The sequence below is a fragment of the Brevibacillus sp. TJ4 genome (assembly GCF_044627595.2).
GTDB lineage: Bacteria > Bacillota > Bacilli > Brevibacillales > Brevibacillaceae > Brevibacillus.
In genome coordinates, this window is the sequence record NZ_CP185865.1 from 4,313,098 (window position 1) to 4,339,597 (window position 26,500).

24 protein-coding genes, 2 tRNA genes, 1 rRNA gene, 1 pseudogene and 1 other annotated feature (1 of these 29 cut by a window edge) are annotated in these 26,500 nt (G+C 53.1%); of the genes and pseudogenes, 11 read left to right on the plus strand and 17 right to left on the minus strand.

Going from position 1 to position 26,500, the window contains the following annotated elements:
- The first annotated feature begins 40 nt into the window (after positions 1–40).
- Entirely contained in the window at positions 41–913 is an 873-nt protein-coding gene (locus ACAF76_RS21355; protein WP_400161788.1) for a LysR family transcriptional regulator, read from the plus strand.
- A gap of 70 nt (positions 914–983) precedes the next feature.
- Here ACAF76_RS21355 and ACAF76_RS21360 read toward each other — a convergent pair.
- Positions 984–1,072 (minus strand) — tRNA-Ser (locus tag ACAF76_RS21360).
- Between the two features lie 154 nt (positions 1,073–1,226).
- Between ACAF76_RS21360 and ACAF76_RS21365 the strand changes: the two genes are divergently transcribed.
- Positions 1,227–1,955 carry a pseudouridine synthase gene (locus ACAF76_RS21365; protein ID WP_400161789.1) on the plus strand — a complete coding sequence of 243 codons (729 nt, stop codon included), beginning with the start codon at positions 1,227–1,229 and terminating at the stop codon, positions 1,953–1,955.
- Positions 1,956–2,015: 60 nt separating this feature from the next.
- Here ACAF76_RS21365 and tadA read toward each other — a convergent pair whose 3' ends face one another.
- Both tadA and ACAF76_RS21375 read right to left on the minus strand, forming a co-directional pair.
- Complete coding sequence (tadA, locus tag ACAF76_RS21370; protein ID WP_400161799.1) at positions 2,016–2,501, minus strand: tRNA adenosine(34) deaminase TadA; 486 nt, start codon at positions 2,499–2,501, stop codon at positions 2,016–2,018.
- Complete coding sequence (locus ACAF76_RS21375) at positions 2,501–3,097, minus strand: nitroreductase family protein (protein ID WP_400161790.1); 597 nt, start codon at positions 3,095–3,097, stop codon at positions 2,501–2,503. Before ACAF76_RS21375 ends, tadA begins: the two co-directional genes overlap by 1 nt.
- A 170-nt stretch (positions 3,098–3,267) precedes the next feature.
- On the opposite strand from ACAF76_RS21375, the gene ACAF76_RS21380 reads away from it, so the two are divergent.
- The 4 genes from ACAF76_RS21380 (at position 3,268) to ACAF76_RS21395 (ending at position 7,247) form a co-directional block, all read left to right on the plus strand.
- Complete coding sequence (locus ACAF76_RS21380; RefSeq protein WP_400161791.1) at positions 3,268–3,765, plus strand: ribonuclease H-like YkuK family protein; 498 nt, start codon at positions 3,268–3,270, stop codon at positions 3,763–3,765.
- A gap of 431 nt (positions 3,766–4,196) precedes the next feature.
- Positions 4,197–5,060, plus strand: coding sequence for a glucose PTS transporter transcription antiterminator GlcT (glcT, locus tag ACAF76_RS21385; protein ID WP_400161792.1), 864 nt, complete (start codon positions 4,197–4,199; stop codon positions 5,058–5,060).
- Positions 5,061–5,186: 126 nt separating this feature from the next.
- The gene (locus ACAF76_RS21390; protein ID WP_400161793.1) at positions 5,187–5,681 is read left to right on the plus strand and encodes a PTS glucose transporter subunit IIA; all 495 of its coding nucleotides are present in this window, start codon (positions 5,187–5,189) and stop codon (positions 5,679–5,681) included.
- A gap of 126 nt (positions 5,682–5,807) precedes the next feature.
- Positions 5,808–7,247 (plus strand): PTS transporter subunit EIIC, encoded by a 1,440-nt coding sequence (locus ACAF76_RS21395; RefSeq protein WP_421617347.1) that lies wholly within the window; start codon positions 5,808–5,810, stop codon positions 7,245–7,247.
- Between the two features lie 55 nt (positions 7,248–7,302).
- On the opposite strand, the gene ACAF76_RS21400 is transcribed toward ACAF76_RS21395, so the two are convergent.
- A complete protein-coding gene (locus tag ACAF76_RS21400) occupies positions 7,303–7,500 on the minus strand; it encodes a hypothetical protein (RefSeq protein WP_421617348.1) in 198 nt (65 codons plus the stop codon).
- 37 nt (positions 7,501–7,537) lie between these two features.
- Entirely contained in the window at positions 7,538–7,750 is a 213-nt protein-coding gene (locus ACAF76_RS21405; RefSeq protein WP_421617349.1) for a helix-turn-helix domain-containing protein, read from the minus strand.
- A 192-nt stretch (positions 7,751–7,942) separates the two neighbouring features.
- On the opposite strand from ACAF76_RS21405, the gene ACAF76_RS21410 reads away from it, so the two are divergent.
- Positions 7,943–8,296, plus strand: a complete 354-nt coding sequence (locus tag ACAF76_RS21410; protein WP_421617350.1) for a helix-turn-helix domain-containing protein — start codon at positions 7,943–7,945, stop codon at positions 8,294–8,296.
- Between the two features lie 13 nt (positions 8,297–8,309).
- Here the strand turns inward: ACAF76_RS21410 and ACAF76_RS21415 are convergent, their stop codons facing one another.
- Positions 8,310–8,651, minus strand: a complete 342-nt coding sequence (locus ACAF76_RS21415) for a winged helix-turn-helix transcriptional regulator (RefSeq protein ID WP_421617940.1) — start codon at positions 8,649–8,651, stop codon at positions 8,310–8,312.
- 185 nt (positions 8,652–8,836) lie between these two features.
- Here ACAF76_RS21415 and ACAF76_RS21420 point away from each other — a divergent pair.
- The 3 genes and pseudogenes from ACAF76_RS21420 to ACAF76_RS21430 all read left to right on the plus strand — a co-directional run bounded on the left by ACAF76_RS21420 (position 8,837) and on the right by ACAF76_RS21430 (position 11,321).
- Positions 8,837–9,241 (plus strand): annotated as a pseudogene (locus tag ACAF76_RS21420) (DoxX family protein).
- Positions 9,242–9,439: 198 nt separating this feature from the next.
- A complete protein-coding gene (locus tag ACAF76_RS21425) occupies positions 9,440–10,825 on the plus strand; it encodes a PepSY-associated TM helix domain-containing protein (RefSeq protein ID WP_421617351.1) in 1,386 nt (461 codons plus the stop codon).
- A 28-nt stretch (positions 10,826–10,853) separates the two neighbouring features.
- Positions 10,854–11,321 (plus strand): FixH family protein, encoded by a 468-nt coding sequence (locus tag ACAF76_RS21430; RefSeq protein WP_421617352.1) that lies wholly within the window; start codon positions 10,854–10,856, stop codon positions 11,319–11,321.
- Between the two features lie 155 nt (positions 11,322–11,476).
- On the opposite strand, the gene ACAF76_RS21435 is transcribed toward ACAF76_RS21430, so the two are convergent.
- From ACAF76_RS21435 to guaB, 10 genes are all read right to left on the minus strand, one after another.
- Positions 11,477–12,922 carry an IS1182 family transposase gene (locus ACAF76_RS21435; protein WP_400162161.1) on the minus strand — a complete coding sequence of 482 codons (1,446 nt, stop codon included), beginning with the start codon at positions 12,920–12,922 and terminating at the stop codon, positions 11,477–11,479.
- A gap of 592 nt (positions 12,923–13,514) precedes the next feature.
- Positions 13,515–13,591, minus strand: a tRNA-Arg gene (locus ACAF76_RS21440).
- A 135-nt stretch (positions 13,592–13,726) separates the two neighbouring features.
- Entirely contained in the window at positions 13,727–15,016 is a 1,290-nt protein-coding gene (gene aceA, locus ACAF76_RS21445; RefSeq protein WP_400164353.1) for an isocitrate lyase, read from the minus strand.
- Positions 15,017–15,076: 60 nt separating this feature from the next.
- Positions 15,077–16,687 carry a malate synthase A gene (aceB, locus tag ACAF76_RS21450; protein WP_400164354.1) on the minus strand — a complete coding sequence of 537 codons (1,611 nt, stop codon included), beginning with the start codon at positions 16,685–16,687 and terminating at the stop codon, positions 15,077–15,079.
- Between the two features lie 80 nt (positions 16,688–16,767).
- Positions 16,768–16,917: a hypothetical protein gene (locus tag ACAF76_RS21455; protein WP_400164355.1), complete on the minus strand. Its 150-nt coding sequence runs from the start codon at positions 16,915–16,917 to the stop codon at positions 16,768–16,770.
- Between the two features lie 194 nt (positions 16,918–17,111).
- A complete protein-coding gene (gene serS / locus ACAF76_RS21460; RefSeq protein ID WP_400164356.1) occupies positions 17,112–18,392 on the minus strand; it encodes a serine--tRNA ligase in 1,281 nt (426 codons plus the stop codon).
- Between the two features lie 56 nt (positions 18,393–18,448).
- Positions 18,449–18,670 (minus strand) — a binding site (T-box leader).
- Between the two features lie 97 nt (positions 18,671–18,767).
- The gene (gene pdxT / locus ACAF76_RS21465) at positions 18,768–19,334 is read right to left on the minus strand and encodes a pyridoxal 5'-phosphate synthase glutaminase subunit PdxT (RefSeq protein ID WP_400164357.1); all 567 of its coding nucleotides are present in this window, start codon (positions 19,332–19,334) and stop codon (positions 18,768–18,770) included.
- Between the two features lie 12 nt (positions 19,335–19,346).
- Positions 19,347–20,231: a pyridoxal 5'-phosphate synthase lyase subunit PdxS gene (gene pdxS / locus ACAF76_RS21470; RefSeq protein WP_400164358.1), complete on the minus strand. Its 885-nt coding sequence runs from the start codon at positions 20,229–20,231 to the stop codon at positions 19,347–19,349.
- A 119-nt stretch (positions 20,232–20,350) separates the two neighbouring features.
- A complete protein-coding gene (locus ACAF76_RS21475) occupies positions 20,351–21,649 on the minus strand; it encodes a D-alanyl-D-alanine carboxypeptidase family protein (protein WP_400164359.1) in 1,299 nt (432 codons plus the stop codon).
- Positions 21,650–21,855: 206 nt separating this feature from the next.
- The gene (guaB, locus tag ACAF76_RS21480; RefSeq protein ID WP_400164360.1) at positions 21,856–23,316 is read right to left on the minus strand and encodes an IMP dehydrogenase; all 1,461 of its coding nucleotides are present in this window, start codon (positions 23,314–23,316) and stop codon (positions 21,856–21,858) included.
- Between the two features lie 165 nt (positions 23,317–23,481).
- Between guaB and ACAF76_RS21485 the strand changes: the two genes are divergently transcribed.
- On the plus strand, positions 23,482–24,498 hold the full coding sequence (locus ACAF76_RS21485) for a YaaC family protein (protein ID WP_400164361.1): 1,017 nt from the start codon (positions 23,482–23,484) through the stop codon (positions 24,496–24,498).
- Positions 24,499–24,605: 107 nt separating this feature from the next.
- Here the strand turns inward: ACAF76_RS21485 and ACAF76_RS21490 are convergent.
- Positions 24,606–26,500 (minus strand): 23S ribosomal RNA (locus ACAF76_RS21490); it runs 1,076 nt beyond the window's last position.

Consider the following 26,500-nt stretch of genomic DNA (forward strand, 5'->3'; position numbering starts at 1 on the left):
AAACGATATACTTCAGTATATGAATAGAGGGGAGAAGCGTATGGAACTTTTGCAATTGCAGTATTTTCAAACGGTTGCCAAACATGAGCATATGACCAGGGCTGCGGAAGAGCTCCGCATTGCCCAGCCTGCCCTGAGCAAGACCATCGCACGGTTGGAGGAGGATTTGGGCGTCCCGCTCTTTGACCGGCAAAATCGGCAAATCCGGCTCAATGCCTATGGAAAAGCGTTTCTGCAAAAGGTGGAAACGGCGCTGACAGCACTGGAGGAAGGAAGGCGGGAAGTCGCAGACCTGGCCGGGGGTGAGCGCGGCAGAATTCATCTGGCGACCAGTACGCTGGAACGGTTGTCCAAGCCGTTGGCCGACTTTCGTGAACAGTACCCGGATGTCCACTTCCGCATCACTCAGGTTGCCCCTGCAGCGATGGAGATAATGCGGCGGCTGCTGGAAAAAGGAGAAGCAGACCTTTGTTTTGCCCCTGTATCCATCCAGCGGGATGGCATACAGGAGCTGCCCGTCCTCAGAACGGAGGTATGTCTGGCTGTCCCGCCCGGTCATTGGCTGGAGGGAAGGGAGAGTATTCATTTGCAGGAAGTCGCGGAGGAATCTTTTATTGAATACAGAGAAGGGCATCCATTCCGCAAAACCAACGACCAGTTTTACCGGGAGGCCGGGATTCAGCCGACGATCGTATGCGAGGTAGAGGAGCCGGCGGCCTTATCCAGCCTCGTGCTCGCTGGGCTGGGGGTGGCGTTTGTGCCCATGTGCGCCAAGGATAACCCGCCTTTTCACGTGCTGCGGATCGACGGCCTCGTCTGCGAGCGCGTCTTCACCGTGGCTTTCCCGGAAAAACGATATCTTTCCCTGGCCGCACGAAGATTTCGGGATTTTCTCGTCGGGTATTTTGACTGAGCACAAAAAAAGCGGCTCCCCTGGTCGCGAACGGACTCAGGAAAGCCACTTGGGTATCCACATATACAAGCGGAGAGAGTGGGATTCGAACCCACGCACGCCTCACGACGCCTAACGCATTTCGAGTGCGTCCCCTTATGACCACTTGGGTATCTCTCCATATGTTTGGCAGAAACATAATTTAGTATAGCAAAACACCTAGAAAAATGCAACCCTTTTTAAGCTGCCCTTGATTTGCTGCCGCCAATAGGCCAAACTAGAATGAGTATGCAAAAAAACAATCCGTATTACGATAAGGAAACGAGGAACATAGATGAAACGTGAACGTCTCGACAAAGTATTGGCCAACATGGGGCTGGGTACGCGCAAGGAAGTAAAGGCCCTCGTCAAGCAGGGAGCCGTCGTGGTCGACGGAGTCGTCGCCAATGATCCGGGCATGCACGTGGTCGCCGAGGAACAGGAGATTCTCGTCGATGGCGAACCGCTCAACTACAAGCGCTGGGTGTACGTTCTGATGAACAAGCCGCCCGGCGTCATTTCCGCGACGGAAGACAGCATGCATGAAACCGTCGTCGATCTGCTGCCTTACGAATGGGCGATCAAAGTCCACCCGGTAGGCCGCCTTGACATCGACACGGAAGGGCTTTTGCTGTTGACCAATGACGGGCAGCTCTCGCACAGCCTGCTTTCCCCAAAAAAGAAGGTCGAAAAGGAATACTTCGCCCGCATCGACGGCAGAGTGACCGAGGAGCACGTCGCGGCATTTGCCAAAGGCGTGGAGCTGGAGGACTTCACAACGCTGCCAGCAAAGCTGGAGATCCTCTCCTCCGGTGAAAACTCGGAAATTCGCGTGACGATCATGGAGGGCAAATTCCACCAGGTAAAACGAATGTTTGCCGCTTTTGGACTGCATGTCAGCTACTTGCAGCGCGTGCGGATGGGCCCGCTCCACCTCGACCCTTCCCTGGAGCCCGGGGAATACCGGGAATTGACCGAGGAAGAGCTGACCATGCTGCAGCAGCACGTAAAAGGAAACCAGTAATCGAAAACACCGCCCTGCACATGCTTCGAGCAAAAGTGCCGGGCGGTTTTTGGTTGCTGTTTATTCAGCAATAGACTCGCTTTGCCGCTTTTTGCGCAAATTCCGGAAAAAATCTTTTAACATTTGTCCGCACTCATCGCCAAGCACGCCTTCGACGACCGGAACCTGGTGGTTAAAGCGCGGTTCGGCGAGCAGATTCATCAAGGTGCCGGCACAGCCTGCCTTCGGGTCGGCCGCTCCGTACACGACCTGCTCAATCCGGCTTTGTACAATGGCGCCGGCGCACATCGGGCATGGCTCCAGCGTCACGTACAGCGTACAGCCGATCAGCCGCCACCCGCCCAGCCGCTCGCTCGCTTCGCGGATCGCGATCATTTCCGCGTGCAAGGTCGGGTCCTTTTGTGTCTCCCGCAAATTGTAACCGCGGCCGACGATTTCCCCGTCACGGACGATAACTGCTCCGATCGGCACTTCCCCGATCGCTGCCGCTTTTTGCGCTTCCTCCATCGCTGCTCTCATAAAAATTTCATGCTCGTGCATCTCCATCACTTTGCCGAAAAAGCCCCTTCGTAGACAAGCTCTGACAACGGGACGCGCTGAGTCGGTTGTTCCCTCTCTTGCAGTGCCTCCGGCAAAGCATCTTTTTCCCCCGGATGCCCGATGGCAATGACGATTTGCGGCTCAAACCCGTCGGGAATTCCCAGCACTTCACGCGCTTTGTCGCGGTCATACCCGCCCATGGCACGCGTGACCAACCCTTTGCGTGTCGCTTCCAGCGCCAGATAGCCCCATGCTGCACCTGCATCAAAGGCGTGTGTGCGAAGAGTCGTCCCGCGGGAGCTGACCGTCTTGGAGACGAGCAGTACAAGGACAGGCGCCTGTTTGCACCAAATCAGGTTGCCTTCGTTAATAAACGAGTAAAAGCGCTCCTTTTCCTCCGCCGTACGGGCGATGACAAACCGCCACGGCTGTTCGTTGTTGCCGGATGGCGCCCAGTGCGCCGCTTCCAGCAAGCTGTAGAGCACGTCGTCAGCTACCGGGTCAGGCCTGTACGAGCGCGCAGACCAGCGATTCAAAAAAAGAGGGTCAATATCATATGCTGCCTTGCGATGTTCCTGGACTTGCGGCAAAACATGTTCCATGTTGCAAAACCTCCCCATGCACAAAAATGAAATATGTATCGGTTTTTTCGGTGTACTTCCCCGCCAGTCGGAAATGTCCCAGGGGGGTCACATACTCTCTGTGAGATTACATACATTAATAGTGTACCTTACAAAAACAACACAGAGATCCTCAATCTGGAGGGATACGAGTGGGATTATCTTCAACCAGCAACTCGTTCGATTCATTTTACAGTCCAACCAGAGGGAAAATCGCGAAAGACGACGTGTTTTCCCAGATCGCACAAACCATTTCGTCTTCACTCGGTCCTTTTGAGGTCATCGTGGGCGCCGATTCCCAATTGAAAAGCCGCGGAACGTATTTTGCACTCGTCATCTCGGTGATCCGGCCCGGACATGGCGGTACGTTTTTTTATCACAAATTCCAGGAGCATCACTACCCGTCCTTGCAGCAGCGCATCTTCCAGGAAGCCATGTATGCAGTCGGACTGGCTACCGAGGTGAGGGAATACCTTCGCGACCGTCAGTATGATACGCCTGTACGGCTCCATTTTGACATCGGCACAAAAGGACCTACCCGCAAGTTTATCCAATCCTTGCTGGCCTTGGCAGAAACCAATCATTTCCGTGCCGAAATCAAGCCAAATTCGTTTTGCGCCTCGACGATTGCCGACCGATTCACGCGCTGATGGGCACGGTCCGCCAGCGATTGCCTCATCGGGACCCCGTCTTCCCTGCTGCCAATGTATTCGCGGCTTCGCCATGAATTCCTCTTCGCTCGTACACTCTGCCAACGGACAGACTGCTTTTCCCTTGCTGTATCAGCTTGCAAAAAAGATTGCGGAAAACTGTCCTGATCCGGTAAGAAGAACCGTCGGCACCACAATGCGGTCGCGCATCCTGACGAGGCTCGCCCGTGGTTTTCTGACAAACAAAGATTCCTTTTTTTATAATGATTGACAAAAATAGAGATCTCACACTATGATCATAAGTAAATTGAAACGCTTTCAAATGGCATGTTACTGGTCATGCAGGCATGAGCCGTGAAAATCTTTTGGATCAAAAGGTTTTTTCGGCTCTTTTTGCTGGATTCGTTTTTGGATGAAGGTGGTGGTCTGGTTTGTTGAGGGCGGAGGATAACCCGTTTACCATTACGCGTGTTCTCAACCATAATGTGATCCTCGTGGAAGAAGCGAGTACGATGCAGGAGGTTGTGCTGTTCGGAAAAGGGATCGGCTTTGGCAAGAAGCCTGGAGAGACGTTTTCCGGACAGGACCCGCGCGTGGAAAAACGATTCCGGTTGGAGGGTGAAAGTCAGCAAAAGCAGTACAAAACATTATTAAACCAGGTAGACCCCGCTGTTGTCGGTATTGCCGAGGAAATTATTGCCCTTGTCGCCAAAGAGTGCCCACTGGCAAATGAGCACATTCATCTCGCCTTGCCCGACCATATCCAGTTTGCCCTGTACCGCCTGCAAAATGGTCTGGAAATCGTAAACCCGTTTTTGTTTGAAATCCAGACTCTCTACCCCAGAGAGTACGAGCTTGCCGCACGTGCTGCCGCCATGATCGCACACACATTCCATTTGCAGGTACCCGACAGTGAAATCGGCTTTTTGGCACTGCATATCCACGCGGCGATTCACGCCACTCCTGTCAACCAAACTGTGCAAGTGACCACCCTGCTGCAAAACCTGGTGGAAATGATCGAGCAAAGGCTGCGTTATCCCATCGCCAGAGGCTCGGTAGACTACATCCGGCTGATCACCCACCTGCGCTTTGCCGTAGAGCGCATCCGTCAGCAAAAGACGATTCAGAACCCGCTGCTCGACCGGATTCAAAGCATTGCGCCGGAAGCCCATCAGTTGGCGGAAGAGCTGGCCACATTCCTGTCCGAGCGGCTCTGCGTCCCTGTGCCAGAGGACGAGGTCGGCTACATGGCCTTGCATCTGTATCGGCTGTTCCAACAGCAAACTATCGAGTAAGAGCATGACCCGCGTGTTACTAGCCCGACTAGGCATGAGCGGATGCGTGCAGCTTTGGCAGATCGCCGATGCTGCCGCAGCCGCCTCATGCCTGTTTTTGTTTGGAACACAACAAAGGAGGAGCTTATGCCAAATTTTTTTACCCGCAACAAAAACCAGCAAGTGACACTTCTTGCCCCTCTGACCGGCAGCGTGATTCCGCTGACCGAGGTGCCCGATCCCGTGTTTTCCCAGAAAATGATGGGCGATGGCATTGCCATTTTGCCGACGGAAGGGCTTCTCGTGGCACCGACAGACGGTGTCGTGAGCCACTTGTTTCCTACCCATCACGCCATTGTCATCAACAGCATCGACGGTCTCGACATTTTGCTGCATATCGGGATCGATACGGTGAACGCCAAAGGAAACGGCTTTCTCCCCCACGTCAGCACCAATAGCCAGGTAAAGGCGGGCGATCCGCTCATCTCGTTTGACCTGGATACGCTGCAAACATTCGGCTGCCCGCTCGTCACCCCGATCGTCATTGCCAATTCGGAGCGAGTCGATCACATGCAGCGATCCGACCACAAAACGGTCAACGCTGGCCTCCACCCGCTGATGACGTTGCGGCTCAAGCCGTAATCTCTTGCCTGGTGCGACGGCCTACGGGTGACAACGGGCTTGCCCGGTACGCTCAGTAGAGCCTCTCTTCCCGCTTTTGCCAAGAGGGGCGATCTGATAAATATCCCATGCTAAGGAGGTTTTGCCATGCTTGCATTCTTGCAAAGAGTCGGCAGGGCGTTCATGCTGCCCGTCGCCACGCTGCCCGCAGCGGCACTGCTGCTCCGTTTCGGGGCGATCAACTACGAGACGGAGTTTCACATGGGCCCGACAGTCGGAGGATTTCTCAACCAGTATGTCGCTCCTTTCATGCTCGCCGGCGGTTCTGCTATTTTTGATAACTTATCTCTGATCTTCGCCGTCGGTGTCGCCATCGGGTTTGCAGGAGACGCAGTTGCCGCACTGGCCGCAGTCATCGCCTACAAGGTCTTGATCTCTGTACTTGCCAATGTTCCCTTCGCGATGCCGTTTATCGCCGATGATGTGAAGCTGAACATGGGCGTGATCGGGGGGATTCTCGCAGGCGGAGTAGCGGCTTATTTCTACAATCGCTACCATATGATCAAGCTGCCGGACTGGCTCGGCTTTTTTGGCGGCAAACGCTTCGTTCCGATCATCACTTCGCTGTCCATGGTCGTGATCGGATTGATCTTCGGCATCATCTGGGGACCGATCCAGGCGGTTCTCGACAGTGTCGGCAACTGGATCGTCAGCCTTGAGGCGGTCGGTGCCGGGTTGTTCCTGTTCTTTAACCGGCTGCTCATCCCCTTTGGCCTGCACCACGTGATCAACGCAATCGCCTGGTTCCAGATCGGGACGTTTACCGACGCGTCTGGCAATGTCGTCAACGGCGACATGACTCGCTTCTTCGCCGGCGACCCGACGGCAGGCATGTTTATGACCGGATTCTTCCCGATCATGCTGTTTGCGCTGCCTGCCGCTGCCTTGGCGATTATTCATACCGCCAAGCCGGAACACCGGAAAATGATCAGTTCGATCTTTATCGGTACTGCACTGACTTCCTTTTTGACCGGGATTACCGAGCCGCTGGAATTTGCCTTTATGTTCGTCGCCCCGCTTCTCTACGTCTTGCATGCTGTCTTGACCGGGATCTCCGGCTATCTGGTGACGGCACTGGAGATCAAACACGGCTTTGGCTTTTCAGCCGGATTAATCGATTACGTGCTGAACTTTCCGCTGTCCACCAATGCGTGGCTGATTATCCCGATCGGCCTGGGCTTCGCTGTCGTCTACTACTTCCTTTTCCGCATCCTGATTGTCAAACTGAACCTCAAAACGCCGGGGCGGGAAGATGAGCTGGTCGATACCCTCGACTCCGGCGGGCCTGGCACGATGCGGGATAAGGCGGAACAAGTGCTTGCCAGCATCGGCGGCCGGGACAATATCGTCAGCGTGGACGCCTGCATCACGCGCCTGCGTCTGGTGGTGAAGGACGAATCGCTCGTCCAGGACAAAGCGCTCAAGGACCTGGGAGCTGCCGGTGTCATGCGCCTGGGGCAGGGCAATGTGCAGATCGTCTTCGGCACCCAATCGGAGCTGTTGCGCGAAGAGATTTTGCGGCTGTGACGGAATACAACAAAACGGGCCTTACGTTTCAGGCCCGTTTTTGATTTGTCTCTGGCTACCCCGTGCGCTGAGCCTCTGCGACGAGCAGCATCGTCTGCTTTGTCTGTGCTTCAAGCTGCTTTTCAAAAAGCTGGAGCCGCATCAGAAAGTCGTCACATGCCGCCATGCTTTGCGGAGCCATCATTTCCAACTCATAGCGAATCGTTTTTTTCCAGATCTCCAACTGCCGGACATTTGCTTCCTGTGACTTCACCCCATCCCCTCCTCACCCATACATCGAATTTGCCGAATCAGCAAATCAGACCATAAAACAAATCCCGCAGCTCGACACCCAGCTTTTGTGCCAGTACAGGCATATGCTCCGCCTTGAAGCCATACTCCCCTCGTTCGTATTTCAGATACGTAGAAGCGTTTTTAAACCCCAGCAGTTCTGCCATTTCCTGCTGTGTATAGCCGCATTCCACTCTCCGCTTGGCGATGAAAGACAAATTGACTCTCTGCATGTTCTTTCGTCTCCTTTGCGAAACTAGCAAATTATGACAATTCCTATATTACCGTTTCTATTTTAGCAATGTCAATATGTGTTTTGTCGTTTCCGCAAACCTGTTTTTTCCGTTTTGGAAACTTGTTAAAATGAATTTGCCAATATGTACAATCTCCGATCATTCCTACACGGTAAAAAAGGTGGTCCCGGCATGACGGTAATCGGAAAACGAATCAAATGGCTTCGCGAGCAACAAAAGTGGTCCCAAATCCAACTCGCCGAGAAGCTGGGCATCCATAATACTGTGCTGTCACGTATCGAATCCGGTGAGAAAAAAGGCGTCGATCATCACCTGATCTCCGACGTCGCTGACCTGTTCGGCGTCTCGACCGACTTTCTTCACGGGAAAACGGACAATCCGACGCCGTTTTGGAAAAACGCCTCGGTCCGCGAAGAATCGGCGGCGTTTCTCGATCTCGACGGTTTGAGCGAGCAGGAAGTCGAAGAGGTCAAGCGCCACATCGAATTTTTGAGATGGAAGGCCAAGCAGGACAAAGGCATGTAAAAAAACCCCTGGATCAGGGGTTTTTGTCATGGTCGGCGGCATCCAGCTCGACCCATTGATACGACCAACTTTCAATACCTTTCAATACAGATTCCAAGGCCTGCCCTTTCGGCGTAAGCGAATACTCGACGCGAACAGGAGCCGCATCGGTGTACACTTGACGATGGACCAACCCTTCCTTCTCCAGATCCTTCAGCCGTTCTGAAAGAAGTCTTCCGCTCACCGGCAATGCCCCCTCCAGCTCACAAAAACGCTGTGGTCCCTCCAGCAACTGGTACAGGATAAGCCCTGTCCAGCGCTTGCCGAGAAGCTGCATGCCTTTTTCAAATCTGGGGCAAAGAGAAGACTGTTTCATCGAAATCACCTCATTCTCCTCCAGTATACCGCTCTTTGTCGATTCCATCAAAATCAATTGCATCCAAACATATTTCATCGGATAGCTATCGAAAAATCGGACAGGGTTGACAGATGGATTAATCAATGTATACTTGCTTATGAAAAGTAACCTTGTTACGAAATGAAATATGGAGGTATTGATACATGACGCAACGCTATGAATGGAGCTTGCTCGTACTGCGAGTGATCTCCGGAATCACCTTTCTGATTCACTGAATTGCCAAATTTCAAATGGGTCTGGACAATGTCGCCGGCTTTTTCGGGAGCATGGGAATACCAGCCTTTTTCGCATACCTGGTCACGTTCCTGGAAACATTCGGCGGTCTTGCCCTGATTCTCGGGCTGGGCACACGTCTCTTCTCCGCGCTGTTGGGGATTGTCATGGTCGTGGCGATCTTCAAGGCGAAGCTTGCCGCCGGCTTCATGGGCAACGGCGGCGCTGGCTACGAGCTGGATCTGGCGCTGTTGGCAATGTGTGTGGCGCTGGTGCTGTCCGGCAGCTCCCTGTACAGTCTGGATCGTGCCCTGTTCGGCAAAAGAGGCTCCTGAACGAAGAGTAGCGGGTCAAAAACCTCAGGTCTACGAGCGAACCTGAGGTTTTTTCTGTCAAGCATAAGACATTGCACAAGCCATTTTCCACAATTTCCAAAAAAAATAGCCAGTTATGGTCATATTCGCGCTTTGCCAAACCCCGTATACTTTTTGTTGCAAGGAAAGCGCAGTGACCAAGGAGGCCAACGTCACACAATGAAACATGGACAGGCAGAAACAAACCCGCAGCCAACCACATCCGCTGCGGAACAAAGCAAACCTTCTTTGTACCAAACGCTCTGGAGATGGCATCTGTACGCAGGGCTGGTGTTTGCTCCCTTTTTATTGATTCTGGCGGTTACGGGAGCCGTGTATCTGTTCAAGCCGCAGATTGAGCAATCCATCTATCATCATTTGTACATCGTTGAGGCGCAACAGGATAAATGGACAGCCACCAGGCAAGTAGAGGCCGTACTCCAGCAATACCCGGGAGCGACCGTGACGAAATACCGTCCGGGCGAACATGCGACGCGCTCCGCAGAGGTAAAAATCAACTGGAACGGTGAGCCGATTACCGTATTCGTGAATCCGTATACCGGGGAATTGATCGGAGCGCTGCACGACGATGAACGGATCATGGACAAAATTGAGGAGTTTCACGGCGAACTGATGATGGGCACGGTCGGCGACAGGATTGTCGAGCTGGCCGCTTGCTGGTCGATCATCCTCGTCGTGACAGGAATCTATCTGTGGTTCCCCAGAGGCAAAGGCAAGCTGTTCGGCGTCCTGCTGCCCCGTTTGCATCGCGGACGAAAAACAGCACTGCGGGATTTGCACGCCGTACCCGCCTTTTGGGTATCTGCCGGAATGGTCTTTTTGGTCATTACTGGCTTGCTGTGGTCGGGGCTGTGGGGGAATTTCGTGCAAAAGCTCAGTACCAACGCCGGTGTCGGTTACCCTCCTTCGATCTGGGTAGGCAGCGCCCCGTCCTCCACGCTCAAGACAAAAGAGATAGCGGAGGTTCCGTGGGCAGCCGAAAATCTCGATGTGCCCGCTTCGACTCCGCAGGGATATGTGCCCGTCTCGATTGACGATGTCATGTCGGTTGCTGATCGTCTCGGCATTTACCCTACCTATGAGGTGTTTTATCCCAAGCATGAAACCGGCGTCTACACGATCTCGGTCTTTCCGCCGAAAGCGCGGGACGAGGCAACTGTACACATCGATCAGTACACGGGGGCGGTTCTGGCCGATTACCGCTACGAGCACTACGAGCCGATCGGAAAAATCATGGCCTGGGGCATTACTGTCCATAAAGGCTGGGAGTACGGGTGGCCCAACCTGATCGTCAGTCTGCTCGTTTGTATCGGGATCGCCGGAATCGTGGTCAGCGGCTTTCTCATGTGGTGGAGGCGAAAGCCGGACGGCCAGATGGGAGCGCCCAAGGCATTGCCGATGAAAAAGCAGAAAGGGTTTCTCGCGCTCATGGTCGCATTCGGGATCTTGTTCCCGCTCGTCGGGGTGTCCTTGATCGTCGTCTATCTGTTCGATCGCCTCGTCGTCCAGCGAGTCCCCGTTCTCAAAAGAATTCTAAACGCGTAAGGAAGCTAGGAAAAGGCGGTATCCACCAGTGAAAACATATGTACAGGTTCTCTTTGTCCTATTGCTAGGCGTACTGCTTGCTGCATGCTCGTTGCGCGAGGATGCAGCGAGTCTCTACAAGCAAGAGCATGTTTTGCAGATCGACATCATCCTGCCGGACCCGGTCGTTCTGCATGAATCCCAGTCGTACCAAGCCCGCTTGGAGCAGAACGGCAGCATGGTGGGGGATGCCCAGGATGTCTCCTTTACCTTTTGGAAATACGGCACGCCTGAGCAGACCGAGGAAATCGTCGCCCGCAACGAAGGAAACGGCATCTACAGCGTAGAGAAAGCGCTCGAAAGCGACGGGCTTTATTTCGTCAAAGTACACGCCACCGCCAATGGCTCCACGGTGATGCCGACAAAGCGCTTTGCTGTCGGGGAGCTTTCCCCAGAGGAGGAGGCTTCGTTGCAGCCAGAACACCAGCACCACCATGGTCATGACGGGCATCATTAGGGGTTGGCGAGGGGAGGAGCCGCGGATCGATCTCGTTTTTCAAGAGAGAATACCTGGTTGGGAAAGGGGGAGGAAGACGGCGGCGGACCCCCCTGGGTTGTAGATGAACACTTTGCAAGCGTGAACGTCGTATAAAGCCACTCTTATAGAGTGGCTCAGATTGCAGACAAACTCCCTCGCTGAACGAACAGCAGAGGGAGTTTGTTTAATAATTTGATGAAAATACCGAAGGTGTTTTGATCGTTCACCTTTTGGCGACCTGATTTCCATAGCCAGGTCGCCATTTTTTTCAAGTTCATGGCAGCGAAAACAAGCATCGCCTGCATCGTGACCTTCTCCAGTCCTCGTAAGGTCGTCCAACGCATGCCATGCTTTTCCTTCATATCAGCGAATACACGTTCAATCGTTTCTTTCCGTTTGCTATAGATTTGTTTGTTTTCCTCGGTATGCCGGAGGTGGTCTACCTCTTCGAGGTAATCAGCCCAGATGTGGCGACTCACTCTCTTTGTGTAGTCTTTACTTTCCGTGCATTGTTTCAAGAACGGACAACTTCGGCAAACTTGAGAATTTGATCGATAGATACGGTACCCATCCTTGTTTGTTGTCTCATATGTTAAGATTTGCTCGTTCGGGCAGATGTAGCAGTCGAAATATTCATCATACACATATTCGTGCTTTTTAAAAAAACCTTCTTTGGTGCGTGGTCTTGTGTAGGGCATAACGGGGCGAATCTGGTCATCAAGGAGTGTTTTACTGATGTAAGGCGTCTTGTATCCCGAGTCCACTGCCACAGCTTGAGGCTGTGCAAACGTCTTTCGCACTTGATTCAAAACATCCTCAAAAACCTGACTGTCATGCACATTGCCTGGCGTTACCTTGGCACCAAGCACAAATCCATTTCGATCACATGCTGTATGAAAACTATAAGCAAATACACGTTCCTTTTCCCCTTTTACAAACAATCCGCAATCCGGGTCAGTTGTGCTGACTTTCACCTCCTTCTTCGAAGTTTCTGTCTTTTTTTCAAGGGGCTTCTTTCCATGTGCAATACGATCCTGATTGATTTCTTCGTCCAGCAGCTCTTGATATTTCTTCGCTTGTTCTTCAACGATTTCTTTCACGTATTTATGCTTATTCGCACTGGCTTTTACATGCGTAGCATCAATGAAAAGCACATCAGGCTTCACGAATCCATGATGAACCGCCTCCTCCAATATTCGAAGGAAGATCGACTCGAAGAGTTGAGTATCCCGAAAACGGCGAACATAGTTCTTGCCTAGGGTCGTGAAATGGGGAATGGGCTGACTGAAATCATAGCCAATAAACCACCGATAGGCAACATTGGTTTCGATCTCTTTAATCGTTTGTCGCATGGAACGAATTCCAAAAATATATTGGATGAAAGCAATTTTAACTAAGACTACAGGGTCAACACTGGGTCTGCCATTGTCATGACAGTAGAGGCTTTCCACCAAGTCATAGATGAACGAAAAGTCGATTGCATTTTCAATTTTTCTTACGAGATGATCTTCTGGCACCAACTCATCTAGCGAGAATGCAGATATCTGATAACGCCCTTCGGCCTCTTGCTTATTAAGCATAATGCCACCTCTAAAAAATAACTTTTGAAAACGTAACATGTTCTATATTCAACAAAAAAGCCTGCAGACCCTGTTCCTTACGGAACTTTGTCTACAGGCTGAGCCACTCTTATAGAGTGGCTTTTAGCTATTATGGCGTCCCCGAGAGGATTCGAACCTGTGACCTACAGTGTAAGAATTATACGCGGTTCGTCTTATCTTCCTCAAACAGAACGGTTTTCTGCATCGGACATCCACGTCAAATTAACTTAATAAAATATCGTAAAACATATTACAAATAGTACACCAGCAACAGCCACTGTTGCCCAGATTATAGATATTCTTATTTTATTTACACAATAGTTTTTAAGAGCTACTATTCCGAAGAGAACAATAAGCCCAATAAAAAAAATATACAATGGAACAAAGAAGAATGTTTCTTGGAATAAGAAGTATACTATCAATCCTAACCAGACTACCGTATATATTCTCTGAATTATCGAAAACTTCTTTTCCATTTGAAACACCTCTACTTATGAGGACAAAAGGAGAGGGAGCGATTATAATCTCTCTCCCCCATATCCATGAATTAATTTTTTGAGCTGTTTTTCAATGGTGTCCCCGAGAGGATTCGAACCTCCGACCTACAGTTTAGGAAACCGTTGCTCTATCCTGCTGAGCTACGGGGACACAGATTTTTATCGTTTACTTTCTCCATTATAAAAAGAGTCGCAGCGTTTGGCAAATGGGGGACTAGCACAGACAAGCGCTAGTCCCCCGCATTTTTCCGATCTTGTGTAGCCCGGGCTTGGGCTGAACTTCCCGTCAGCTATGGGTAAACTGTTCTTCCTCCGTCGACCCGGTCAAAGCAGTCGTGGACGAATTGCCGCCAGCGATTACCTGTGCCACCTCGTCGAAGTAGCCGGTTCCGACTTCGCGCTGATGGCGTGTCGCCGTGTAGCCGTGCACCTCGCTGGCAAACTCCGCCTGCTGCAGCTCGGAGTAGGCGGCCATGCCGCGATCGCGGTAGCTGTGCGCCAGTTGGAACATGCTGTGGTTCAGCGAGTGGAAGCCGGCCAGGGTGACGAACTGGAACTTGTAGCCCATCTCGCCCAGCTCGTTCTGGAAGCGGGCGATGCTGTCCTCATCCAGCTTTTTCTTCCAGTTGAAGGACGGCGAGCAGTTGTAGGCCAACAGCTTTCCGGGGAACTTCGCATGAATCGCTTCGGCAAAGCGGCGCGCTTCCTCCAGGTTTGGCTCCGATGTTTCGCACCAGATCAGATCGGCATACGGCGCATAGGCAAGCCCGCGCGCGATCGCGGCGTCGAGTCCGCCACGCAAGCGGAAAAATCCTTCTGCCGTACGCTCTCCGGTGAGGAACGGCTGATCCTGCTCATCGATGTCGCTGGTGATCAGGAAAGCGCCGTTGGCATCGGTACGGGCGATGATGACGGTAGGAACGCCCATCACATCGGCCGCCAAGCGAGCGGAGATCAGGTTGCGGACCGCCGCCTGGGTGGGGATCAGCACTTTGCCGCCCATATGGCCGCATTTTTTCTCCGACGCGAGCTGGTCTTCGAAGTGAACCCCTGCCGCACCCGCCTCGATCATCGCTTTCATCAGTTCAAACACGTTGAGCGGTCCGCCAAAGCCTGCTTCCGCATCCGCTACGATCGGAGCAAACCAGTACGTGTCATTGCGTCCCTCGGACTGGTCGATCTGATCGGCGCGCTGCAACGCCTGATTGATCCGTTTGACCACATGCGGCACGCTATTCGCCGGGTAGAGGCTTTGATCGGGGTACATCTGCCCCGACAGGTTGGCGTCTGCCGCGACCTGCCAGCCGCTCAGGTAGATCGCTTTCAACCCTGCCTTGACCTGCTGGATCGCCTGATTTCCGGTCAGCGCGCCCAGCGCCTTGATATGCTGCTCCGTACGAAGCAGCTTCCACAGTCTTTCCGCCCCAAGTCTGGCCAAGGTATGCTCTATCTGCACACTGCCGCGCAGGCGAACGACATCCTCAGCCGTGTAGCCGCGCGTGATCCCCTTGAATCGCTCCCCCTGCCAGATTTGCTCCAACTGCTCAATTGCTTCCTGCTTGTTTGCGTTGCTCATCGTTGTTTCCTCCACTCTTTTTTTATGTGTATTTGCGAAAACGCGCTCGGGGTGTTTCCGTCAAGCCAGGTAGCGATACCCCGGCAAGGTCAAAAACTCTTCAAACGCGTCCTCTGTCACCAGCTTCAAAAACAGCTCTCCGGCCAAGGCAAATTTGCCCTGCTCATAGCGCTCCTGACCGATCTCTTGTCTTTGCGCCTGCATCTCCTCGCTCACCCATTGCTGCACCATGGCAAGAGTGATCGTACGCCCATCCTCGAGGACGCCGCGCGGATGCCTGATCCACTGCCACACCTGGGCACGGGAAATCTCCGCCGTGGCCGCGTCTTCCATCAGGTTGTGGATCGGAACTGCACCAGACCCGCGCAGCCAGGCTTCGATGTACTGGATGCCCACATTGATGTTCGTGCGCAAACCCGTTTCCGTGATCTCCCCTTGGGGAACCGCGAGCAGATCAGCGGCGGTTACGTGTACATCGTCGCGTTTGTACTCGATCTGGTTGGGCTTTTGCATCAGTCGGTCAAATACCTCCATCGCCACAGGTACAAGACCGGGATGGGCTACCCACGTCCCGTCATGCCCGTCGTACGCTTCCCGCTCTTTGTCGGCCCGCACCTTCGCCAGTGCTTCCTCGTTTTTGACCGGGTCGTTTTTGACGGGAATCTGCGCCGCCATCCCGCCGATGCAGGGGGCGTTGCGCCTGTGGCAAGTCTTGATCGCAAGCGACGTATACGCCTTCATAAACGGCACCGTCATCGTCACCTGGGCGCGATCCGGCAAGATCACATCCGGATGATTGCGGAATTTTTTGATATAACTGAAAATATAATCCCATCTGCCGCAATTCAAACCGGCGCTGTGCTCCCGCAGCTCGTACAAAATCTCATCCATCTCGAAGGCTGCCAGAATCGTCTCGATCAGGACGGTGGCCCGGATCGTACCGCGCGGAATGTGCAGCTCCTCCTGGGCAAACAGGAACACATCGTTCCACAGCCTTGCCTCCAGGTGACTCTCCAGCTTCGGCAAGTAAAAATACGGGGCTGTCTGCTTCGCCATCAGCGGTCTTGCGTTGTGATACACGTACAGCCCAAAATCAAACAGGCTGGCCGATACCGGTTTGTCGTCGAGGAGCACATGCTTCTCTTCCATATGCCAGCCGCGGGGCCGCACCTTCAGCACTGCCGTCTTTTCATTGAGAACATACCGCTTTTTTTCCGGGCTGACGTAGGAAATGTTCCCGCGAACGGCGTCTTTCATGTTGATCTGCCCTTGTATCGTGTTGGCCCAGGTAGGGGAATTGGCGTCCTCGAAGTCGGCCATAAATACGCGGGCCTTGGAGTTTAGGGCATTGATGACCATTTTGCGGTCACCAGCCGGACCGGTAATTTCTACGCGGCGATCGAGCAGATCAGCGGGCAATGGAGCGACTGTCCACTCTGCGTTGCGGATGGAAGCTGTCTCAGGCAAAAAATCGGGAAGCTGTCCCGCGTCAATCTGCGCCTGCCGCTCCTGCCTTTTTGCCAGCAAAGCCAGGCGGCGATCGCCAAAGTTTTGTTCCAGCTTCATCACGAATTGCAGCGCTTCCGGTGTCAAAATCTCTTGATAGGCAGGCAGCATCTCGCCAACAATGCTGATTTTCCCCGGAAAAGAATGAGTGGGGGACGTACTCATGGGTAAGAACCTCCTCTCTTAAAACCACTTATTGTTATGATACATATAAAAAAACAATCCGTTATTATAGTACAGCATACTCAAAAAAATTTGTTACTCCACATTCCCGCTTCCACTGCAATGGCTGCAACTGACATGCCCATTCCCCCGGCAGTGGCGGCAAACGACTCCGTCGGTTTCAACGCCAACACCTCCGCAGCACAGGCACGTTTGCTCACCGTTTCCGTCACAACGATAGCAATCCATTCTCATCCCCTCCTTTTCTGTATTAAAACAACAATGCCAAGATTTGAAATTATTGTATAACAGAAAATAACACAGTGCAACAGATTTTTTTGAAAAATATTTCTGTTTTATAACACAAAAAAGCAGCCCTGCCAATGAGACTGCAGGCTGCTTGCTTTTTACGCTAACAGGTTTTTGCTTATTTGGGCGCGATTTTCGTAAGGCCGCCCATGTACGGACGCAGTGCTTCCGGAATCGTAATGGAGCCGTCCGCTTCCTGGTAATTCTCCAAAATTGCTGCCACTGTCCGTCCGATCGCCAGACCCGATCCGTTCAGTGTATGGACAAATTCTGGCTTGCTCTTGGCATCACGGCGGAAGCGGATATTCGCCCGACGTGCCTGGAACGCTTCGAAATTGGAGCAGGACGAAATCTCGCGGTAGGTGTTGTAGCTCGGAATCCATACTTCGAGATCGTATTTCTTCGCTGCCGTGAAACCGAGATCGCCGGTGCACATGCTCAGCACGCGGTACGGCAGACCGAGCAGTTGCAGCACTTTTTCCGCGTCCTTGACCAGTTTTTCCAGCTCTTCGTAGGAATCCTCCGGTTTGACGAACTTCACCATCTCGACTTTGTTGAATTGGTGCTGACGAATCAGCCCGCGTGTATCACGTCCGGCAGAACCCGCTTCCGAGCGGAAACATGCGCTGTACGCCGCGTAGTAGAGCGGCAGGCTCGCGGCATCGAGAATTTCATCGCGGTGCATGTTGGTGACGGGCACTTCCGCCGTCGGGATCAGGAAGTAGTCCGGTCCATCGAGCTTGAAGGCGTCTTCCTCGAACTTCGGCAATTGTCCGGTCCCGGTCATGCTGGTGCGGTTGACGATGTACGGAGGCAACACTTCCTCGTACCCGTGTTCCGTCGTATGCAAATCAAGCATGAAGTTCATCAGCGCGCGCTCCAGACGGGCGCCCGCTCCTTTGTAAAAGACAAAGCGGCTGCCGGTTACTTTCGCCGCGGTCTCGAAGTCGAGGATGCCCGCTTGAGCAGCGAGATCCCAGTGCGGCTTCGCCTCGAAGTCAAACGTCCGCGGTTCGCCCCATGTCCATGCCACCACATTGTCGTCTTCGGAAGTCCCAACCGGGGTGCTTTCGTGCGGCAGGTTGGGCAGACTGAGCAAGATTTCCTCCAATTGGCTGTCCAGTTGACGCAGTTCTTCATCGAGCTGCTTGATGCGCTCGTTTACTTCCTTCATCTCAGCGATCAGGCTGTCGGCATTTTCCTTGTTGCGCTTCATAACCGCTACCTGTTCGGATACGGTGTTCCGCTTGTTTTTGAGCGTTTCCGCCTCCTGAATGATCTGGCGTCGCTTTTCATCGACCTCCACAAACTGATCCAAAGCAGAAATATCTTCGTTTCGATTCGCCAAGCGACGCTTTACCTCTTCCAAATCCTGTCGCAGCACTTTTACATCCAACATGAGCGAAACCTCCCACACAACATTCTTTCAGATAAAATAAAAACACCCGTCCCCTGGTAAGGGACGAGTGTGAATACCCGCGTTGCCACCCTTGTTGATCGATGCGCTGTTTCAGACGCATCCATCCACTCTTCCGTCATAACGGGACGGCTGCCGGGCAAGTTGGTACCTTGCCACTCCGAGATGGATTCCTTTCGCATCGCTGGTTCGGTTTGCACCAGACACCGACTCTCTAAGCCAGACGACTGCGAAGTACTTGTTCTCATCATCGCTTTGCACGATTTCACGTATACAACTTCTAGTCTTAACTGTACTACAAGTTCTATACCCGTGTAAAGTAGCAGGCGCCGGCGCAGACAGGCTAAAAGTGAGGTTCTACTTTTTGATCATGTCGAGGAAATACTTGTGCAACCGCGTATCTTCCGTCAACTCCGGATGAAAGGCGCAGGCGAGGTAATGGTCGACTCTGGCCGCGACGATTTTGTCTTCGTACTTCGCCAGCACATCGCCCCGATCGCTCACTTCGACGATGTAGGGCGCGCGGATAAAGACGGCGGGATAGTCCGCTCCGACGTGGGCAATCGGCAGGAGCGCTTCGAAGCTGTCCTTCTGGCGGCCAAACGCATTCCGCTCCACCTTGATCTCCATCAGGCCGAGGTGATGCTCCGCTTGTCCCTGAATCTCTTTGGCCAGCAAAATCGCTCCGGCACAGGTGCCTAAGATCGGCTTTCCTGCATGTCCGAACCGTCTGACTGCTTCCATCAGGTCGTACTTGTGCATCAGCTTGCTGATTGTCGTGCTTTCGCCGCCGGGGATGATCAACCCGTCGAGGTCCAGGAGGTCTTCCACCTTTTTGACCGCTACCGCCGTCGCGCCCAGCTTCTCCAGCATGCTCCTGTGTTCGGCAACAGCTCCCTGCAGCGCCAATACGCCAACTTTCATCGCACTCATCCCTTACCAGCCGCGCTCTTGCATGCGATCAGCTTCGCGGATTTTGGAGATTTCGATCCCCTGCATCGGGCTGCCCAACCCTTTGGACACGCGGGCGATCAGTTCGTAATCGGTGTAGTGAGTTGTCGCTTCGACGATAGCACGGGCGAATTTTTCCGGATTTTCCGATTTGAAAATGCCCGACCCGACAAACACGCCATCTGCCCCAAGCTGCATCATCAGCGCCGCATCGGAAGGCGTCGCTACGCCACCTGCGGCGAAGTTGACGACGGGCAGCTTGCCGTTTTTGTGTACGTACTCCAGCAGCTCATAAGGAGCTCCCAGGCTTTTTGCCTCTGCCATCAGCTCGTCGTAGGACATCGCCTGGACTTTGCGGATTTGCGCCATCATCGTGCGCATGTGTCGCACTGCCTCGACGATGTTTCCTGTACCCGGCTCGCCTTTGGTACGGATCATCGAAGCCCCTTCTCCGATCCGGCGCAGCGCTTCGCCGAGGTCACGCGCACCACATACGAACGGAACCGTGAACTCCTTTTTATTGATGTGGTACAAGTCATCTGCAGGAGTCAGCACTTCGCTCTCATCCAGGTAGTCTACACCAAGTGATTCCAGGACGCGGGCCTCCACAAAATGGCCGATGCGCGCTTTTGCCATTACCGGGATGGAGACAGCATTGAGCACTTCTTCGACAATGCTCAGATCAGCCATGCGTGCTACACCGCCCGCAGCACGGATATCGGAGGGGACGCGTTCCAATGCCATTACCGCGACGGCGCCTGCCGCTTCAGCGATCTTGGCCTGCTCTGCGTTTACGACGTCCATGATTACGCCGCCTTTTTGCATTTCGGCCATCCCTTTTTTCACACGGTCAGTTCCTACTTGTACCATCGTTCTACCCCCTGTAGAAAAAATAAGAACCATAACTGTTATGTGGTGTTATGGTTCAAGTTACGCTCATTGTAAACCAAAGCGCATAGGGATACAACTATTTTCTTTTGATTGGATGATTAGCTGCCGCTGCTGAACAGGCCGCTGAAGAATTCGATGATGCTGCGGAAGAACAGGCGAATCCAGCTTGCTTCCTCCACTTCCTGTGCAGCGACGACATCGACTGCTGCGCGTTCCAGGTCTTCCGGCTGCAAGTAGTCGGTCTCGGCTACGCCCTCTTCTTGCAGGACCAGTTTTCCGATTGTCTGGTCTTTTGCGATTGGCGCAGTCAACTGAGAAAAGGTGACGGAAGGTGTGTACGCAGGCTCGTCCCCGATTTTGGCGAGCATGGTGACTTCTTTGCCAGTGACAGCCGGCACCGTCACTTCGACCCCGCCGGTTACCGGAGCTGTTTCAAATCCGGCAATCGAGGCTCCCTTGTCCATCACTTTGGTAACCTTGTAGTTGCTAAAGCCGTAATCGAACAGCTTTTTCGTTTCAGCAAAGCGCTTCAGTTCGCTCTCTGTTCCCATTACGACGCTGATCAGGCGCATGCCGTCACGCTCGGCGGTTCCGGTAAAGCAGTACTTCGCTGCGGCTGTGTATCCTGTTTTTAACCCGTCTACCCCTTCGTAAAAACTGTTCAAACCCGGAAGCATCCAGTTGTAGTTGGCTTTTTTCAGTTCTTGCGGCTTGCCTGCACGGAAGGTAAAGCGCGGAATTTTGGAAACTTCCAATGCATCTGGAAAATCGCGGATCAAGGCGCGGGCGAGAATCGCGGAATCGCGGGCAGACATCAGGTTTTCAGTCTGGTCTGTTTCTACCGAGTACGGACCCAGTTCATTGGCCGGCAATCCTGTGGACGTGACAAAAGACGTTTGGGTCATGCCCAGCTCTTTTGCCTTTTGGTTCATCATTTGTACGAAGTTTGGCTCGCTTCCGGCAATTTTTTCGGCGAGCAATACTGTCGCATCGTTGGCGGAGACGACGGCCATCGCTTCATACAATTCCTTGACTGTAAAGGATTCTCCCGCATTCAGGTAGACGCCGCTCGCGTCGGAGATTCGTGCGACATAAAATGCGTATTCGCTAACGGGCACCACGTCGTCCCAACTGATTTTCTTTTGTTGAACAGCTTCCTGCACCAGGTACTCGGACATGATTTTACTCATGCTCGCCACGGGGAGCGGCTGGTCCGGATTTTGGCTGTACAGGACTCTACCTGTAGAGGCTTCTACCAAAATGGCAGAACGCGCTGCCAGGTCCAAATTGGCCGTCTGTGCCTCTGCTTGCGGAGCCATTCCACCCATTGCTCCAACAAGTACAGCGGCTGACAGGACAAGCCCTTTTAGACGCTGTGTCCATCTGTTTCGCTTCATCGTTATTTCTCACTCTCCTGTATCTGTCGTTTTTCTTTGTTGCATCTGGCTCCATAGCACATACACACATCTGTAAGTGTACCATAGGAAGCATGTGCGCTTGAAGCTTGTTCCGTCACAGTTCTAGCGTCAAATACTAGAAAAAGCCCCCAGACTCCCGAGGGGAGTGGGGGCGTATGACTATCGAACTATTTGTCAGTCTCGTATTAGGAGAAAGAGTAGTTTGGCGCTTCTTTGGTAATCTGTACATCATGCGGGTGGCTTTCGCGCAGCCCGGCACCGGTAATGCGGATAAACTGGGAGTTCTCGATCAGTTCATCGATTGTTTTCGTACCGCAGTAGCCCATACCTGCACGCAAGCCACCAACCAGTTGGAAGACGACGTCGGAGAGTGGACCTTTGTACGGTACACGGCCTTCGATGCCTTCTGGTACCAGCTTTTGTTCGTTTTCCTGGAAGTAGCGATCTTTACTGCCCGCCTTCATCGCACCGATCGAGCCCATGCCGCGATACACCTTGAAACGGCGTCCCTGGTAAATCTCGAACTCGCCCGGGCTCTCTTCCGTACCGGCAAACAGGCTTCCGATCATAATCGCCGATGCACCTGCGCCAATCGCTTTTGTCAAATCACCGGAGTATTTAATGCCGCCATCGGCAATAATTGGAATATTGTACTGTCGTGCCACTTTTGCACAGTCGTTGATCGCCGTAATTTGCGGAACGCCAATCCCTGCGACGACGCGAGTGGTACAAATGGAGCCAGGTCCGATCCCGACCTTGACCACGGATGCTCCTGCCTCAATCAGTTCGCGGGTAGCTTCGCCTGTAGCCACGTTTCCGGCCACGATTGTCAGTTGTGGGTAGGTTTTGCGGATTTCTTTCACGGTGTCGATCACGCCTTTGGAGTGGCCGTGCGCCGTGTCGACAACCAGTACGTCGATTCCCGCTTCGACCAAGGCAGCCGCACGTTCAAATGTATCGCCGGAAACTCCTACCGCTGCCCCACACAGCAGACGTCCGTGCAGGTCTTTTGCCGCATTTGGATATTGAATGTTTTTCTCGATGTCCTTGATCGTAATCAGACCACGAAGAATGTTCTGCTCGTCCACCAGTGGAAGCTTTTCAATTTTATGACGCTGCAGGATTGCTTCTGCTTGCTGCAAGGTAGTTCCTACAGGTGCCGTCACCAGGTCGTCTTTCGTCATAACGTCCTTGATCGGGATGGAGAAATCATGGACAAAACGCAAGTCGCGGTTGGTCAAAATTCCGATCAAATGATTCCCTTCATCCACAATCGGTACACCGGAGATGCGGAATTTCCCCATCAGAGCATCGGCGTCAGCCACAGTGTGATTCTGAGTCAGGGAAAACGGATTGGTAATTACACCGCTTTCCGATCGTTTTACGCGGTCTACCTCGCTTGCTTGTTGTTCGATCGTCATGTTTTTGTGGATGATCCCGATGCCACCCTGACGAGCCATAGCGATTGCCAATGCCGATTCCGTAACCGTGTCCATGCCTGCGCTGATAAGAGGAATATTTAGCGTAACCGCCTCGCTCAGCTTGGTTCTCAAATCTACATCTCTGGGCAGCACTTCCGACTTGGCTGGAATGAGCAACACGTCGTCAAACGTCAAACCTTCTTTTGCAAACTTGTCTTCCCGCACTGTAACATGCTCCTCTCGGCGAATAGTTTAAGACAGTTTAACAAACGGCATAATTTACTGTCAAGGAATCCGTACATTGTTCGTGTATCAAATCGATTATACAGATTAATCAAAAAATAGAAGTGGAAATAATGCGTTTTCACGAAAATTAAACAGGTGATCTAGGTGGACAACTCTTGGAAATTGCTCCAGTCGCTGGAGGCGGAACCAATCGCGAAACATTATTTGAGCCGCTGTTATAAGAACAAAGGTTTTTCTCATCCGGAGCGTCTTGCGTTCCAACAAAGCTCACGGTTCAGCTACCTGTGGAGACAAGCTCGCCTCTTTTACCTGACGGCTGAAACCGCCGATCTGAGTGTTCAGCCGCTGCTGCTTTTTTATGGCTGTGCGCATTTGCTGAAGGCGATGCTGATTACGCAGGAGCCGTCGTATCCGCAAAACAGCAAGGTACTGCAACATGGGGTGACTACGCGGAAAGTAAAAAAGAGTTCTTATCAATTGACGGAAGATGAGGTGCGGCCACAAAAGGAAGGGCTTTTTCCGCTCCTGGCCCGCAGCTTCGCGCTCCACCCGATGCAGGACCGTTATCTCGTACACGAGCTGTTTCTGTCCATCGCCCCGCTCAGTCGGATCTATGCCTCTGTCACGGACACAAAACCTGTCTGGATACCGGTTGCAGCGGCTCCATTCATCCGCCAAGACGAGGAACACAACGGATCATCCTGGGCTTGCCTGACATTCCCGGAAACGGCGGACGGGCCGTTGGCGTATTCTCCGGAGACGTTGCTCCAGTATATCCGCCGCTTTTCATCCAGCGAACCTGTGCTTTCGGAATGGCAGTGGCGAACCGGGGAGTCCGACAAACAACTGCTACTCCCACAGTGTGCCCTTTCTCGGCTGGAACAACACCCTTTCTTTGACCGGGAAGGTGACACATTGTATTTTTGGAATGATCCAACCGATACGCCGCCGCTTCCTGCCTGGGCGAGCCATTACTTGCTGCTGTATGTACTCGGAATGCTGTGCAGATACGAGACTGAGTGGTGGGGAGAGCTTACGATGTCCCACGGGTTGGCCGAACGGTATCTGGTCGAGCGCTTTTTGGATTACCACGTCACCGCCTTTCCTGCTGCGCTCAAAATGCAAATAGAGCGGAGTACAGGTGTATCCATTCTGACCTGAACAGGTTCTTGTTTCCTTTCTGGGACAAACAAAAAAAGCCATCCGCAATGGATGGCTTTAGCCTTGTTCCTTCAAAACTGGATCTGCATGCATGCTATGGATTGTGTGTGGATAAGTCCTCGACCGATTAGTATTCGTCAGCTCCACGCGTTGCCGCGCTTCCACACCGAACCTATCAACCTCATCGTCTTTGAGGGGTCTTACCAGCTTGCGCTGTGGGAAGTCTCATCTTGGAGGGGGCTTCACGCTTAGATGCTTTCAGCGCTTATCCCTTCCGCACATAGCTACCCAGCTGTGCCACTGGCGTGACAACTGGTGCACCAGCGGTGCGTCCATCCCGGTCCTCTCGTACTAAGGACAGCTCTCCTCAAACTTCCTGCGCCCGCGACAGATAGGGACCGAACTGTCTCACGACGTTCTGAACCCAGCTCGCGTACCGCTTTAATGGGCGAACAGCCCAACCCTTGGGACCTACTTCAGCCCCAGGATGCGATGAGCCGACATCGAGGTGCCAAACCTCCCCGTCGATGTGGACTCTTGGGGGAGATAAGCCTGTTATCCCCAGGGTAGCTTTTATCCGTTGAGCGATGGCCCTTCCATGCGGAACCACCGGATCACTAAGCCCGACTTTCGTCCCTGCTCGACTTGTAGGTCTCGCAGTCAAGCTCCCTTCTGCCTTTACACTCTACGAATGATTTCCGACCATTCTGAGGGAACCTTTGGGCGCCTCCGTTACCTTTTGGGAGGCGACCGCCCCAGTCAAACTGCCCACCTGGCATGGTCCTCTCGCCCGATGAGGGCGACGAGTTAGAAACTCCGTACATCAAGGGTGGTATCCCACCGACAGCTCCACAGAGGCTGGCGCCCCTGCTTCAAAGCTTCCCACCTATCCTGTACATGATGCACAAAGTTCCAATACCAGGCTACAGTAAAGCTCCATGGGGTCTTTCCGTCTTGTCGCGGGTAACCTGCATCTTCACAGGTATTATGATTTCACCGGGTCTCTTGCCGAGACAGCGCCCAAGTCGTTACGCCTTTCGTGCGGGTCGGAACTTACCCGACAAGGAATTTCGCTACCTTAGGACCGTTATAGTTACGGCCGCCGTTTACTGGGGCTTCGGTTCAAAGCTTCGCTTGCGCTAACCCATCCCCTTAACCTTCCAGCACCGGGCAGGCGTCAGCCCCTATACTTCGCCTTGCGGCTTCGCAGAGACCTGTGTTTTTGCTAAACAGTCGCTTGGGCCTTTTCACTGCGGCCCCCTCGGGCTCAGCCCGCCCGACACCAGCTTACGCTCGCGTCGGGCGGGGACCCTCACCCTACCGGGGCGCCCCTTCTCCCGAAGTTACGGGGCCATTTTGCCGAGTTCCTTAGCAAGAGTTATCCCGCGCACCTTAGGATTCTCTCCTCGCCTACCTGTGTCGGTTTGCGGTACGGGCACCTTGTTCCTCGCTAGACGCTTTTCTTGGCAGTGTGAAATCAGGGACTTCGGTACTTGAATTTCCCTCGCCATCACAGCTTGTGCTTGACAGTGTGCGGATTTGCCTACACACCACACTTGCTGCTTGGACGGCCATCCAGTAGGCCGCTCACCCTATCCTCCTGCGTCACGCCATTGCTCAAACGGTACAGAGGTGGTACAGGAATATCAACCTGTTGTCCATCGCCTACGCCTTTCGGCCTCAGCTTAGGTCCCGACTAACCCTGGGAGGACGAGCCTTCCCCAGGAAACCTTAGGCTTTCGGTGGACAAGATTCTCACTTGTCTTTTCGCTACTTACACCGGCATTCTCACTTCCAAGCGCTCCACCGCTCCTTCCGGTACGGCTTCACCGCTGCTTGGAACGCTCCCCTACCCAGTCCGTAAGGACTGCCATAGCTTCGGTGATACGTTTAGCCCCGTTACATTTTCCGCGCAGAGTCACTCGACCAGTGAGCTATTACGCACTCTTTAAATGGTGGCTGCTTCTAAGCCAACATCCTGGTTGTCTGGGCAACTCCACAT